Annotated in this window: 11 protein-coding genes; 7 read left to right on the plus strand and 4 right to left on the minus strand. The window is 47.3% G+C overall.

Translation table 11 applies throughout. The features are described 5' to 3' along the window. Positions 1–267: 267 nt before the first annotated feature. Genes HMPREF0240_RS14345 through aroC form a run of 4 tightly spaced genes read right to left on the minus strand, consistent with a single transcriptional unit; the run spans position 268 to position 5,131 of the window. On the minus strand, positions 268–2,151 hold the full coding sequence (locus HMPREF0240_RS14345) for an extracellular solute-binding protein (protein ID WP_009004141.1): 1,884 nt from the start codon (positions 2,149–2,151) through the stop codon (positions 268–270). Beyond that, positions 2,148–2,981 (minus strand): ABC transporter permease, encoded by an 834-nt coding sequence (locus tag HMPREF0240_RS14350; protein WP_009004142.1) that lies wholly within the window; start codon positions 2,979–2,981, stop codon positions 2,148–2,150. Before HMPREF0240_RS14350 ends, HMPREF0240_RS14345 begins: the two co-directional genes overlap by 4 nt. Next, the gene (locus tag HMPREF0240_RS14355; protein ID WP_009004143.1) at positions 2,953–4,026 is read right to left on the minus strand and encodes an ABC transporter ATP-binding protein; all 1,074 of its coding nucleotides are present in this window, start codon (positions 4,024–4,026) and stop codon (positions 2,953–2,955) included. The genes HMPREF0240_RS14350 and HMPREF0240_RS14355 overlap by 29 nt, the downstream gene beginning before the upstream one ends. Further along, positions 4,016–5,131: a chorismate synthase gene (gene aroC, locus HMPREF0240_RS14360; protein ID WP_009004144.1), complete on the minus strand. Its 1,116-nt coding sequence runs from the start codon at positions 5,129–5,131 to the stop codon at positions 4,016–4,018. Before aroC ends, HMPREF0240_RS14355 begins: the two co-directional genes overlap by 11 nt. Positions 5,132–5,295: 164 nt before the next feature. Between aroC and HMPREF0240_RS14365 the strand changes: the two genes are divergently transcribed. The 7 genes from HMPREF0240_RS14365 (at position 5,296) to ilvB (ending at position 14,338) form a co-directional block, all read left to right on the plus strand. Then, on the plus strand, positions 5,296–7,149 hold the full coding sequence (locus HMPREF0240_RS14365; RefSeq protein ID WP_347462612.1) for a peptidoglycan binding domain-containing protein: 1,854 nt from the start codon (positions 5,296–5,298) through the stop codon (positions 7,147–7,149). Between the two features lie 104 nt (positions 7,150–7,253). After that, positions 7,254–8,390, plus strand: a complete 1,137-nt coding sequence (gene tgt, locus HMPREF0240_RS14370; protein WP_009004146.1) for a tRNA guanosine(34) transglycosylase Tgt — start codon at positions 7,254–7,256, stop codon at positions 8,388–8,390. A gap of 96 nt (positions 8,391–8,486) precedes the next feature. Then, positions 8,487–8,792 (plus strand): preprotein translocase subunit YajC, encoded by a 306-nt coding sequence (gene yajC / locus HMPREF0240_RS14375; RefSeq protein WP_035313559.1) that lies wholly within the window; start codon positions 8,487–8,489, stop codon positions 8,790–8,792. A 510-nt stretch (positions 8,793–9,302) separates the two neighbouring features. Further along, on the plus strand, positions 9,303–9,479 hold the full coding sequence (locus tag HMPREF0240_RS24440) for a hypothetical protein (RefSeq protein WP_157134252.1): 177 nt from the start codon (positions 9,303–9,305) through the stop codon (positions 9,477–9,479). A gap of 342 nt (positions 9,480–9,821) precedes the next feature. Beyond that, positions 9,822–10,910 carry a 3-isopropylmalate dehydrogenase gene (gene leuB / locus HMPREF0240_RS14385; protein WP_009004148.1) on the plus strand — a complete coding sequence of 363 codons (1,089 nt, stop codon included), beginning with the start codon at positions 9,822–9,824 and terminating at the stop codon, positions 10,908–10,910. Positions 10,911–10,969: 59 nt separating this feature from the next. After that, positions 10,970–12,643: a dihydroxy-acid dehydratase gene (gene ilvD, locus HMPREF0240_RS14390; protein ID WP_009004149.1), complete on the plus strand. Its 1,674-nt coding sequence runs from the start codon at positions 10,970–10,972 to the stop codon at positions 12,641–12,643. 9 nt (positions 12,644–12,652) lie between these two features. Next, complete coding sequence (gene ilvB / locus HMPREF0240_RS14395) at positions 12,653–14,338, plus strand: biosynthetic-type acetolactate synthase large subunit (RefSeq protein ID WP_347462625.1); 1,686 nt, start codon at positions 12,653–12,655, stop codon at positions 14,336–14,338. Positions 14,339–14,389: the final 51 nt, after the last annotated feature.

Here is a 14,389-nt window from a genome sequence, read left to right on the forward strand (position 1 = left end):
AAAGGGGCTGGGGGCGGGGCTTCATATGCTGTTTTTTGAACCCTCAGAGCGCGCTTAGAATCCGTTACAGGGAAAATAAGGGCAGGATTTGATTCACAAAATCAAATCCTGTAGCCGCCTGCGGTGTGAAATCATCAGATTTCACGCCAAATGCGGCTAGTCCCTTCCTTTCCCTTATTTTCCCTGTTACGGATTCTTAGCAAGCGGCCGGATTCAAAAAACAGCATATGAAGCCCCGCCCCCAGCCCCTTTCACTCAGCGTCCCCCTTACTTCGACTTCACCTCCCGCCACAGTTGGTTGTATATGGCGTCGTTTTCATCTCCGAGAAATTGGAATGTTTCGCAGTTTTTCAGGTCTTCCGGGTCGGGGAATGCTATTTTGCTGTTTCGCATCCAGTCGTCCTCGATCAGTTTGCGTCCTTCGGAGTTCGGGATGGAGTAGGTGATATAATCGAAATTCATTTTTGCTATTTCGGGACGGCAGATGAAGTTTATGAATTTTTCAGCGTTTTCTTTGTGTTTGGCATTTTTCGGGATGACCCAGGAGTCGATCCAGAGGTTGGATCCTTCTTTTGGAATGACGTATTCCAGATCGGGGTTTTCTACCTGGGTGTAGAGCGCCTCGCCGGAGTAGATAACTCCTATGGCGGCCTCGTTGCCTATCATTTTGTCGCGGACCTGGTCTACTACGTATGCCTGAACCAGTGGTTTCTGCTCTATGAGGAGCTTTTTAGCCGCCTCCAGTTCATCCAGGTCTGTGGAGTTCAGAGAATAGCCCAGGTATTTGAGTGTGACGCCGAATGCATCCCTTACGCTGTCCTGCATGAGGATGCTGTCTTTGTATTTTTCATCCCAGAGAACACTCCAGCTGTCTATGGGTTCGTCTACCATGGTTTTATTGTATAAGATACCGACCGTACCGAAAAGGTAGGGGACGGAGTATTTGTTTTCCGGGTCAAACTGGCGGGACTGATTCATGTAAGTGCTGTCAATGTATTTAATATTGGGAACATTGTCAAAATCAATTTCAGCGAGCAGATCATTTTCAATCATGCGCTGTACCATGTAATCAGAAGGACAGACCGCATCGTATGCGATGGCACCGGACTGGATCTTGGGATACATGATTTCATTTGTCTCGTATTCTTCGTAGACTACATCAATCCCGGTTTCCTCCTCAAACATGGTGATGGCATCAGGATCCAGGTATTCACCCCAGTTATAGACGATTACCTGATTGCTTCCGCCGTCGCGGTTCTGGGAACCGTAGAAAAAGCCGCCTGCTATGATGACGATTACCATCGCAGTGGGCAGTACTTTTCGGAAAACGACTCTCGAAACTCTGTGTTTCCTGTGGATTTTAAGCCGCTTTCCGCCGGAAGCTTCCTTTTTATCTGGAGTGATATTTACGAGGAAAAGAAGAAGCAGGACTGTCACGAACATGATTGTGGACAGGGCATACATCTCGGGCTTGATTCCTTTTCTGACTTCGCTGTAAATCTTCGTGGAGAGCGTATCCACTCCGGGTCCCTTTGTAAAATGGGTGATTACAAAATCATCCAGCGACATGGTAAAAGCCAGCAGGAAACCGGAAAATACCCCCGGCATAATATCCGGAAAAACGACTTTAAAGAAAGCGTATACCGGAGATGCACCCAGATCCAGGGCGGCCTCGTAGGTATGCTTGCTGGTCTGCTTGAGCTTTGGCATAACACTCAGGATTACATAGGGAATATTAAACGTAATATGAGCCAGCAGAATCGTCTTGAAGCCCAGTGAAAAGCGGAATGCGATAAAGAGAAGCATCAGTGAAATACCGGTTACGATATCAGCATTCAGCATGGGAATATTGGTGACTCCCATTAAAAATGTGCGGAATTTGGGCTTCATGGCCTGTATTCCGATCGCTGCGGCCGTTCCGATGATTGTTGCAATCAGGGCAGACACGAGGGCGATGATAAGCGTTGTATACAGCGCATTCATAATATCCTGGTTCTGAAAAAGGGCTACGTACCATTTGCCCGTAAAGCCGCCCCACTTGGAACGGGTTTTGGAGCTGTTGAAGGACAGCACCATCAGGGTCACGATGGGAGAGTAAAGCAGGATAAATATCAGTATTAAGTAAAAGCGTTTTGCAGCGTTTTTTATCAAAATGCAGTTCCCTCCCCGTTTTTATCGTATTTGGCAATCAGTGCCATGCTGGCAATAATAAATATCATCAAAACAAGAGAAAGCCCGGAACCTACATGCCAGTTGCTTCCCTGTTTGAATTCCTGTTCAATAACATTTCCGATTAAAAGTATCTTGCTTCCGCCCAGCAGATCTGAAATGACGAAGGTGGTCAGTGATGGCACAAAAACCATGGTAATCCCGCTGATGATTCCGGGAATGCTTAACGGGAGGATAATCTTTGAAAATGTCTGCAGATTATTGGCCCCCAGGTCGCGTGCAGCATAAATAACGTCTTTGTCAATTTTGACAAGGACATTGTAAATAGGAAGCACCATAAATGGGAGAAAATTGTAAACCATGCCGAGTACAATGGCATAGGGCGTATTAATCAGTGTCTGTGCCGGGAGATGAAGAAATCCCAGAATACTGTTGATGATTCCGTTCTTCTCCAGCAGGTTCTGCCAAGCCAGAGTACGCAGAAGAAAATTCATCCACATTGGCAGAATAAAGATCAGAACGATGAAGCTGGTCTGATTTACATTCTTTTCTGAAAGGATCATTGCCAGAGGATATGCCAGAACAAGGCAGATAAGCGTACTTATAAAGGAAAGCAGCAGCGCAAGACCGAGAGCCTTCAGGTTTTCGGGTGTGGTTATCTGCGCCAGATTCAGTAATGTAAAGCCTCCCTCTTTATCAGTCAGTCCGTAGTACACGATCATAAGAAGAGGGATGATAATAAAGGATGCCGCCCAGAATAAATACGGGCCGCTCAATAATTTTCTACTCTTCAATTCCAACAGCCTCCGCATCTTCAGATTCCGGTTTTTTCATAATCTGAATATCAAATGGGTCTACTTTAATCCCCACTTCGGTTCCAACAGGGAACATATCCGTACTGTGGACCAGCAGTTCATAGTTGTTTGCAAGAACCTCCATCTCGTAATGGACGCCTTTGAAAATCAGATGGGTGACAACGCCCTCAATAATTCCTTCCTCCGGCTTTACAAGGTCGATATCTTCCGGGCGGATTACTGCATCGACAGGCTTATTCCTTCCGAATCCCACATCAACGCACTGCCAGATGGATCCAAGCATTTTCACGACTTTATCCTCCACCATAGTGGCGGGCAGAATGTTGCTGTCACCGATAAAGTCAGCGACAAACGCATTCTGGGGCTCGTTATAGATATCTTCGGGGGTGCCGATCTGCTGGATATAGCCCTGATTCATAACAACAATGGTGTCAGACATGGTCAGGGCTTCTTCCTGGTCGTGTGTCACATAGACAAACGTAATCCCCAGCTCATTTTTCAGGCGGATCAACTCGTACTGCATATCCTGGCGCAGCTTCAGATCCAGCGCTCCCAGCGGTTCGTCGAGAAGCAGTACCTTAGGTTCATTGACAATCGCACGGGCGATTGCGATACGCTGCTGCTGGCCGCCGCTCAGAGAGTCGGGGGTGCGGTCCTCGTATCCCTCCAGATTGACCAGTTTCAGGGCATAATGAATTTTGTCCTGGATATAACCTTTTGACTTTCCTTTGATTTTCAGGCCAAAGGCTATATTTTCTGCAATAGACATGTGGGAGAAAAGGGCGTATTTCTGGAAAACGGTGTTCAGCTGACGGCGGTTGGGCGGCAGCTTATTTATATTTTTCCCGTCAAAGATGATATCCCCGGAATCCGGCGTTTCAAATCCGCCGAGAATCCGCAGGAGAGTAGTCTTTCCACAGCCGCTTGGCCCGAGAAGCGTTAGAAATTCGTTTTCGCGAATATAGAGATCCAGTTGGTCCAGGACTACGTTCTCATCAAATGTTTTTGTGATGTTTACGATATCAATTAATTTATTGGACATTCTTTTCCTCCGTATAATAGGCTTTCACTTTATCCAGACGGCTGCCCATGTTCTCCAGAAGCAGGTCTGCCAGTGTAAGGGCAGTCATCGCTTCAACGACAACCACAGCCCGGGGAACGATGATGGGATCATGGCGTCCATGGATGGAGATGGATGTCTCTTCGCCATCTTCCGTCACAGTCTGCTGCTCCCGTGAGATGGAAGGTGTCGGTTTTACCGCAGCGCGGACAATCAGCGTAGATCCGTCGCTCATTCCTCCCAGGACACCGCCTGAATGATTCGTCTTTTTATATATTCTCCCGTTTTCCGATGCAAATGCATCATTATTGATACTTCCTGTCAGAGAAGCGGCGTGCAGTCCTTCTCCAATCTCGACAGCTTTCACAGCACCGATAGACATGACCGCCTTTGCAAGGCAGGCATCCAGCTTGTCAAACACTGGTTCCCCAAGTCCCGCGGGCAGGCCGGCCACCTGGCATTCAATCGTACCTCCGCAGGAATCCTGGGCTGCAATCAGGCTGTCCAGATACTCTGCCGCTTTTGCAGCGGCCTGATTATTGGGCATATAAAGGCTGTTCTCCGTTATCTCTGAAAAACGATATTCGTCCTCAGGAACACTGACCGGGCCGATGGATCTGGCATAGGCGGCCAGTTCAATTCCCAGCTCTTTTAATAATAAGGAAGCAATGGCTCCTGCCGCGACACGTCCGATTGTCTCACGGCCCGATGACCTTCCGCCTCCGCGGTAGTCGCGTATACCGTACTTCTGAGTAAAAGTATAGTCCGCATGCCCAGGACGGTAAGTATACGCAAGATTCCCGTAATCACGGGAGCGCTGATCCTGATTGCGGACGATAATAGAGATTGGGGTACCAGTTGTTCTGCCTTCGAAGACACCGGATAGAATCTCTGCCTGGTCCGTCTCGTTTCTTTTTGTTGTATATTTACTCTGTCCGGGCTTTCGCCGGTCCAGAAATGTCTGTATATCTGATTCATTTAAAGGGAGGCCTGCAGGGCAGCCGTCAATTACAGCGCCTATGGCAGCACCATGGGATTCCCCCCAGGTTGTTACACGAAATAATTTGCCAAATGTTGAACCACTCATGGAAATACTCCTTTCTTTTTGCACATAGACTTATTATATAAGAAGATATATAATCGTGCAATCCTTAATTTATCTTTAAATTCATACTTTTTCACTGTACATTTATCCTGTTTCGTAATATAATGTGGACTAGATATTGATAAAAAAAGAGGGAGTAATACTAGATGAGCGATAGAAATGTGACAAAATCAGACAGCATTAACTCAGAAGACAAAGAAAAAGAAGAAAACTACTACCTGGATGAGATAGATGAATCAGATGAGGATTATTATCTGGACGATGAGATAGATGAAGATGATGAAGACTACTTCCTTGATGACGAAGAAGAAGAGGAGGAAGACGAACCTTCTGAAGAATCTGAACAGCCAGATGACGGGAAGAAACCGTCCGGCCAGCAGGATCCGGCCAAAACGCAGGTGATGCCGGATGTGATCGAGATCCGTTCCGCTGTACAGTCTGTCCCCCCAGCCGGGTCCGGAAGCAGCGATAATTATGAAGAATATGAGGATGACGCTGATTTTGATGAGGCAGATGAAGACGAAGATGTAGAGTTTGAGGATATCTTCGAGGAGGAAGAGCCAAAGAAGAAAAATAAGAAGTCTGGGCAGAAGAAAGGCAGAAAAAAGAAGAGTATGAAAAAACTCTGGATTATTACAGGCAGCGTTGTCGCCGCCGTTGCAGCGGTTTATATTGGTGTTTCCGTATTCTTTATGAGCCATTTCTTTATGAACACTGAGATTAACGGACATGACTTTTCCGGAAAGACTCCCGCTGATGTGACGGCATATATGAAAAACCAGGTGGACGGCTATAAGCTGACGATCAAGGAAAAGGATAATAAGACCGATACGATTGAGGGCAGCGAGATCTCTTTAAAATATAAAGAAAACGACGACATCCGGAATGCGCTGAAAAAGCAAAACGGCTTTCTGTGGCCGGCGGCACTGTTTTCCAAAAGCTCTTCCAAGGTAACGGTTGAGGTTTCTTACGATCAGTCTGCCCTGGAGTCTAAGATACAGAGCCTTCAGGCAGTCACCGCAGAACAGATTCCGGCACAGTCCGCATATCCTAAGTTTGACGGCGAAAAGTTCGTAATAGAACCGGAAGTAATCGGCACTGCGGTCAATAGGGACGTGCTGAATGAAAAGGTGCACCAGCACATTTCAGAGTTTAATACAGAACTGGATATGGAAAAGGAAGAGTGCTATGCAGAGCCAAAATTCACCTCTGATTCCGAGGAAGTAAAAAAGGCATGCGACACGATGAACAACTACTGCAAGGCAAGTATTACATATACAATGACCGAACGGGAGGTTGTAGATAAGACACTGATCTCCACCTGGGTTACGGCAGACGAGAATATGAATGTAACCTTCAACGAAGAGGCAGTCAAAGCCTGGCTTACAGAGTTTGGTGACAAATATGACACAGTGGGAACGACAAGAACAATTGTCACACCGACCGGAAAGAGCGCGGAAGTATCCGGCGGTACTTATGGATGGTCGATTGATGAAGATACAGAATTCGAGGCACTGACCAACAGCATTAAGAATGGGGAAACAGTAGAAAAAGAACCGGCATACTATCAGACAGCTGCTGCTCATGCACCTGCAGACTGGGGAAATACTTATGCGGAAGTGGATTTATCTGCCCAGCATATGTGGTATATTGTTAACGGTGCTGTTGCACTGGAGACGGATGTAGTTACAGGTCTTCCCACACCGGAAAAAGAGACACCTTCCGGGGTTTATAATATTCTGGAGATACAGAGAAACAAGACACTGGTGGGTGAGATTGATCCCGATACAGGAAAACCGGAATATGAGACACCTGTAAGTTTCTGGATGAGAGTTACCTGGACTGGAATCGGCTTCCACGATGCCACATGGCAGCCTGGTTTCGGCGGTTCTCTGTATACAAGCATTGGTTCCCATGGCTGTATCAATATGCCTTACGATATGGCTGAATCATTGTTCAATATGCTTGCGATGGGTACACCAGTCATCATACATTATTAAAAGAAGCAATATAGTTACTGTTCATACCGTGCCGTGCATCTGTCTGCATGCCCGGAGGGATGAACAGTAACATAATTTACAAATATATAACAGACGAGGTAATTATGTACGAATTATTAAAAAGAGACGGTCTTGCTAAGCGGGGCCGTTTTCACACGGTTCACGGAGTGATAGAAACTCCGGTTTTTATGAATGTGGGCACTGCGGCCGCCATAAAGGGCGCCGTATCCACAGACGATCTTCAGACAATTAAGACGCAGGTGGAACTCTCCAACACCTATCATCTCCATGTGCGGCCCGGCGATGAAGTGGTGAAGAAGCTGGGTGGGCTTCACAGATTTATGAAATGGGATAAGCCGATTCTTACAGATTCCGGCGGATTTCAGGTGTTTTCTCTTGCAGATCTGAGAAAGATTAAGGAGGAGGGCGTTCATTTTCATTCCCATATAGACGGAAGAAAGATATTCATGGGTCCGGAAGAAAGTATGCAGATTCAGTCCAACCTGGCATCTACCATTGCCATGGCATTTGACGAATGTCCTTCCAGCGTGGCGGACAGAGAGTATATGACGGATTCTGTAGCCAGAACAACCCGCTGGCTGAAGCGCTGCAAGACGGAGATGGCACGGCTCAATGCGCTGCCGGAGACGATTAATAAGCAGCAAATGCTGTTCGGCATCAATCAGGGCGGAATCTATGAAGATATCCGGATTGAACATGCAAAACAGATCACAGAGCTTGAGCTGGACGGATATGCGGTGGGAGGTCTTGCAGTGGGAGAGAGCCACGAGGACATGTACCGCATCCTGGATGCCGTGGTACCTTATCTTCCGGTGGAAAAGCCGACTTACCTGATGGGCGTGGGAACTCCCGCCAATATTCTGGAAGGTGTGGACCGCGGCGTTGATTTCTTTGACTGCGTCTATCCGACCAGAAACGGAAGGCACGGCCATGTTTACACAAACCATGGAAAAATGAACCTGTTTAACGCAAAATTCGAGCTGGATGAAAGCCCCATCGAAGAAGGATGCCAGTGTCCGGCCTGCATAAGCTACAGCAGGGCCTATATCCGACATCTGCTGAAAGTAAAGGAGATGCTGGGCATGCGTCTGTGCGTCCTCCATAATCTTTATTTTTACAACACAATGATGGAGGAAATAAGAGCTGCAATTGAGGCGGGAGAGTATAAAGCATATAAGAAAAAGAAGCTGGATGGAATGTCAGGTATAAAAGAATCATAAAAATTTACAGAAATTCCAAAAGATACTTGAAGAATTGTCCAATTTTGTGTATAGTAAACTTATTGTTTGAAGAGATAGTAATTAGGAGGAAGTAAAATGGATGGTTTATTAGCTGCAAGCGGAGCGACAGGAATGGGTGGAATTATCCTGATCTATGTTGTAATTATCGGTGGTATGTGGTTTTTGCTTATGCGCCCTCAGAAGAAAGAACAGAAGAGAGTACAGGCAATGCTTTCCACAATGGAAGTAGGAGACACCGCTTTAACAACCAGCGGTTTTTATGGCGTAATTATTGATATCACAGACGACGATGTAATTGTGGAGTTCGGTAATAATAAAAACTGTAGAATACCAATGCAGAAAGCGGCAATCGCTCAGATCGAGAAGCCGAGTGCTGAGTAGGGGACTACTGATGGTATGGGGACGCCCGTCAGGGAACACATGGTGATTCCTGGGACAGGCCGTTTGCGAAGAAACACTAACAGCGAAAAAGCAGCAGATGATAGAATCAGCCGCATTCACTTAGAAATCTGATGATTTCTAAGCTCAGGCGGCTTTGAAAACTGATTTGGAGATCAGTTTTCATCTATCATCTGCTGTTTTTTCGCTGTAAGTGTTTCCCGTACATCGCCAAATAATTAACTGCCTGTTAAACCGACCTAAATTTCCGAGAGCACTACTCCCCAAGCCTCGGCGTAGCCCACTACGCCTGCGTTTGTGAAGCAGCACTCTCGAAAATTTATCTCAGCTTAACAGACAGTTACTTATTTTACGATGTACTTGCCGCGCACTCTGATGCCCCAGGAATCACCATGTGTTCCCTGACGGGCTGGTCGCATCCATGCGGGAGACGGCTGCTCAGCAGTGGAGCGGCTGGAGGGGGAGTAGTGGATCGGGCTGGCGACGGGGATAATGGAGTGGGAGAAGGACGATATTGGGAGAATCATATTATGGTACAGCAATATCCGTTTTGCCAGTAGCCATCCGCTGTGTCCGCCCACGAAATCCTACCGGGGTGGAATGGATATGTACCGGCCGGATGCAACAGCCGGCGGCAGGGGAAGGAGGGGCGGGGGAGTGCTGAATTGAGGGATTAGCAGCTCTTCATTAAAAAGGGCGGGAAAATGTGGGCTGGAATCAGGCTCACAAAGCCTGATTCCAAGCAGGCCTGCAAGGCGAATTCATCAGAATTCGGCTTAAATGCCTGCGGTGCCCATCATTTTTTCGCCCTTTTTAATTTAGAGCTGCTTATCCCTCAATTCCGCACTCCCCCGCCCCTCCTTCTCCTGCCGACGGCGTCCACCAGTCCACACATTTCCACCCCAAATTTCGCACTTTTGCGTATTAAAGGGTTGAAACGTGGCAGAAAATACGGTATGATAAAAATTAGCATTTTTATTCTATTATTTATATTGGAAGGAAGTATTGGTTATGAGACTGAATATCGGCGTGATTAAGGGGGACGGCATTGGTCCGGAGATCGTGACGGAAGCAATGAAAGTTCTGGATAAAGCAGGGGAAGTATTTGGGCATGAGTGCTGCTATACACAGCTTCTGATGGGAGGAGCTTCTATTGATGTGAATGGAGTGCCTCTTACGGATGAGACTATTGAACTTGCCAAGGGCAGTGATGCTGTATTGATGGGGTCTATCGGAGGAGATGCTAAGACATCTCCGTGGTATCAGCTGGAACCGTCTAAGAGACCGGAGGCGGGGCTTCTGAAGATCAGGAAGGAACTGAATCTGTTTGCCAATCTCAGGCCGGCTGTGCTCTATGATGACCTGAAAGAAGCATGCCCCCTGAAGGCGGAGATCGCTGCAAAGGGCTTTGATATGATGATTATGCGTGAGCTGACCGGAGGACTTTATTTTGGACAGAGAAAGACCGTTGAAGTGGACGGAGTCATGACCGCATATGATGAGCTTACATATAATGAAAACGAAATTCGCCGCATTGCAAAAAGAGGATTTGATATTGCAATGAAGCGCAGAAAGAAAGTGACAAGTGTCGACAAGGCCAATGTACTGGATTCCTCCAGATTGTGGAGGAAGGTTGTTGAAGAAGTGGCGGCAGATTATCCGGACGTTACGCTGGAAAATATGCTGGTGGATAACTGTGCTATGCAGCTGGTTAAGGATCCGAGCCAGTTCGACGTAATTCTTACTGAGAATATGTTCGGCGATATTTTGTCGGATGAGGCAAGTATGGTAACCGGTTCAATCGGAATGCTTGCATCTGCCAGCCTCAATGAGACGAAGTTTGGACTTTATGAGCCGAGCGGCGGTTCTGCTCCGGATATTGCCGGAAAAGGAATTGCAAATCCAATCGCAACTATTCTGTCGGCGGCTATGATGCTCAGATTCTCATTTGACCTGGATAAAGAAGCCGATGCGATTGAGGCGGCCGTTTCGAAAGTACTGAAAGACGGCTTTCGGACAATAGATATTATGTCAGAAGGAAATACACAGATCGGAACCTGTGAGATGGGTGACAAGATCTGTTCATATATTAGTATTTAGATAAATCAGGGTATATCGACAGCTATCATGGCATAAGAAGAAAAGGAGGTTTTTAAACGATGAGAAGTGATACAGTAACGAAAGGAAGCCAGCAGGCACCGCACCGTTCATTATTTAATGCACTGGGAATGACACAGGAAGAACTGGACAGACCACTTGTAGGCGTTGTCAGCTCTTATAATGAGATTGTTCCCGGACATATGAATCTGGATAAGATTACTGAGGCAGTAAAGATGGGCGTTGCAATGGCAGGGGGAACCCCTATTATGGTTCCGGCAATCGCTGTCTGCGATGGAATTGCCATGGGGCATGTAGGGATGAAGTATTCTCTTGTAACAAGAGATCTGATTGCAGATTCAACGGAAGCCCTGGCGATGGCACATCAGTTTGATGCACTCGTAATGATACCTAACTGTGATAAAAATGTTCCCGGACTGTTGATGGCAGCGGCCAGAATCAATATTCCTACCGTATTTGTCAGCGGCGGGCCAATGCTTGCGGGACATGTAAAAGGCGGCAAGACCAGCCTCTCCAGCATGTTTGAGGCTGTTGGGTCATACGCGGCAGGAACATTATCCGAAGAAGAATTGTGCGAATTTGAAAACAAGGCATGTCCTACATGCGGTTCCTGTTCCGGTATGTACACTGCGAACAGCATGAACTGTCTGACAGAAGCGCTTGGCATGGGGCTGCGGGGCAACGGCACGATCCCGGCTGTATATTCAGCAAGGCTGCAGCTGGCGAAGCATGCAGGCATGCAGGTAATGGAGCTGGTGGAGAAGAATATCCGTCCGAGAGATATTATCACGGAGGAGGCTATTATTAATGCTTTAACCGTAGATATGGCTCTGGGCTGTTCCACAAACAGTATGCTTCACCTTCCTGCAATCGCTCATGAGATCGGTATGGATTTTGAGATTGAATTTGCTAATTCCATCAGTGAAAAGACACCGAACCTCTGCCATCTGGCACCGGCAGGCCCTACATACATGGAAGATCTGAATGAAGCAGGCGGCGTATATGCCGTGATGAACGAGTTGAACAAGAAAGGCCTGCTGAACACGGACTGCATGACAGTTACAGGCAGGACAGTAGGAGAAAATATCGAAGGCTGTACAAACCTTAACCCGGAAGTGATCCGCCCGATCGAAAATCCTTATAGTGAGACAGGCGGAATCGCAGTGCTTAAAGGGAATCTGGCACCGGACGGAAGCGTTGTAAAACGTTCCGCAGTTGTTCCGGAGATGCTGGTGCATGAAGGACCGGCCAGAATTTATGAGAGTGACGAGGCTGCGACTGAGGCAATTAAGACGGGACAGATCAATCCCGGCGATGTTATCGTTATCCGCTATGAAGGACCAAAAGGCGGTCCGGGCATGAGAGAGATGCTGAATCCGACTTCTGCAATTGCAGGTTATGGACTTGGATCTGCCGTTGCGCTTATTACTGACGGACGTTTCAGCGGCGCATCCAGAGGTGCATCCATCGGGCATGTATCACCGGAAGCGGCAGTGGGCGGACCGATTGCACTGGTAGAAGAAGGCGATATTATCAAGATTAATATTCCCGAACTGAAACTGGAGCTGGATATTTCAGACGAAGAGATGGCAGCCAGGAAGGCAAAATGGCAGCCGAAAGAACCGGAGATTACAACCGGATATCTGGCAAGATATGCCTCCATGGTTACATCCGGCAACCGAGGCGCAATTCTGGAAGTACCAAAGACGAACTAGGAGGTCCCTATCATGCATTTAAATGGAGCAGAAATCGTCATTGAATGTCTGAAGGAGCAGGGCGTGGATACTGTTTTCGGGTATCCTGGCGGTGCGATCCTGAATGTATATGACGCTTTATATAAACACAGTGATGAAATCACACATATCCTGACCTCCCATGAACAGGGGGCGGCACATGCTGCGGACGGATATGCAAGAGCAACCGGTAAGGTCGGCGTCTGCTTTGCTACAAGCGGCCCGGGAGCTACTAACCTGGTAACAGGCATTGCCACGGCTTACATGGATTCCATACCTATTGTTGCAATTACCTGCAACGTAGGGGTATCCCTGCTCGGCAAGGACAGTTTTCAGGAGATTGATATCGCAGGAATCACGATGCCGATCACAAAACACAACTATATTGTAAAAGATGTCAATAAGCTGGCAGAGACGATCCGCAAGGCATTTTGCATTGCACAGACCGGTCGCCCCGGTCCTGTCCTGATTGACATACCCAAAGACGTGACCGGTAACAAAGCAGAGTACAAGAGCGCTGTGATAGAACCTGTCATCCCTATGGGAACGGATGAAGTCTGTGACAGAGAAGTCGAGACCGCTATTGCCATGATAAACAAGGCGAAACGTCCTTTTATCTTTGTAGGCGGCGGCGCTGTTTTATCGGGTGCCAGTGAAGAACTGCTGGAGTTTGTAAATAAAGTGGATGCCCCGGTTACGGATTCACTGATGGGCAAGGGTGCTTTTCCGGGAACCAACGGGAGATACACAGGCATGTTAGGCATGCACGGTACTAAAACGTCCAATTACGGTGTCAGTGAGTGCGACTTGCTGATTGTCATTGGAGCAAGATTCAGTGACAGAGTCACCAGCAATACAAAAAAGTTTGCGAAAAACGCAAAGATTCTTCAGATCGATATTGATGCGGCTGAGATGAATAAAAACGTGATCATTACGGAAGGGGTTGTCGGTGATATTAAGGAAGCTCTGAAGAAGATCAATGCAGGCCTTGAACAGCAGTCCCATCCGGAATGGGTGAATAAAATCAGAGAATATACAGAAAAATATCCTCTCAAATATCACGCAGAAACCCTGTCAGGTCCCTTTGTCGTAGAAGAAATCTACAGACAGACAAATGGAGATGCCATTGTTGTAACGGAGGTGGGCCAGCACCAGATGTGGGCAGCGCAGTATTATAAGTATACAAAACCGCGTACCCTCCTCACATCAGGCGGCCTGGGAACCATGGGATACGGTCTCGGCGCATCTCTGGGTGCAAAAACAGGATGTCCGGATAAGGTGGTCGTTAATATAGCAGGAGACGGCTGTTTCCGCATGAATATGAATGAGATCGCCACGGCAGTCAGACATCAGATTCCGGTCATTCAGGTTGTCATTAATAATCACGTTCTCGGGATGGTACGCCAGTGGCAGAATCTGTTTTATGAGCAGCGTTATTCCGCAACTGTTTTGAATGATGCAGTCGATTTTGTTAAACTGGCGGAGGCGATGGGGGCAGAAGGTATCCGGGCGACCACACAGGATGAATTCAGAGCCGCATTTGAAAAGGCATTGGCGCTCAATAAGCCGGTTGTCATTGACTGCCAGATCGACAGCGATGATAAGGTATGGCCGATGGTAGCACCGGGTGCTGCGATAAGCGAGGTTTTTGACGAGAGCGATCTGAGTCATTCATAAGCAGAAGATTTTCATAAAAATGGTTTAAGTTGTAATTAAACATAAAAATGA

The organism is Clostridium sp. D5, from assembly GCF_000190355.1.
Lineage (GTDB): Bacteria > Bacillota > Clostridia > Lachnospirales > Lachnospiraceae > Faecalicatena > Faecalicatena fissicatena_A.

Coding starts and splice junctions, on each gene's coding strand:
- HMPREF0240_RS14355 (WP_009004143.1), bottom strand. CDS start 4,026: ATGTCCAATAAATTAATTGATATCGTAAACATCACAAAAACATTTGAT.
- yajC (WP_035313559.1), top strand. CDS start 8,487: ATGGATGGTTTATTAGCTGCAAGCGGAGCGACAGGAATGGGTGGAATT.
- HMPREF0240_RS14365 (WP_347462612.1), top strand. CDS start 5,296: ATGAGCGATAGAAATGTGACAAAATCAGACAGCATTAACTCAGAAGAC.
- aroC (WP_009004144.1), bottom strand. CDS start 5,131: ATGAGTGGTTCAACATTTGGCAAATTATTTCGTGTAACAACCTGGGGG.
- ilvD (WP_009004149.1), top strand. CDS start 10,970: ATGAGAAGTGATACAGTAACGAAAGGAAGCCAGCAGGCACCGCACCGT.
- leuB (WP_009004148.1), top strand. CDS start 9,822: ATGAGACTGAATATCGGCGTGATTAAGGGGGACGGCATTGGTCCGGAG.
- HMPREF0240_RS14350 (WP_009004142.1), bottom strand. CDS start 2,981: ATGCGGAGGCTGTTGGAATTGAAGAGTAGAAAATTATTGAGCGGCCCG.
- tgt (WP_009004146.1), top strand. CDS start 7,254: ATGTACGAATTATTAAAAAGAGACGGTCTTGCTAAGCGGGGCCGTTTT.
- HMPREF0240_RS24440 (WP_157134252.1), top strand. CDS start 9,303: ATGGAGTGGGAGAAGGACGATATTGGGAGAATCATATTATGGTACAGC.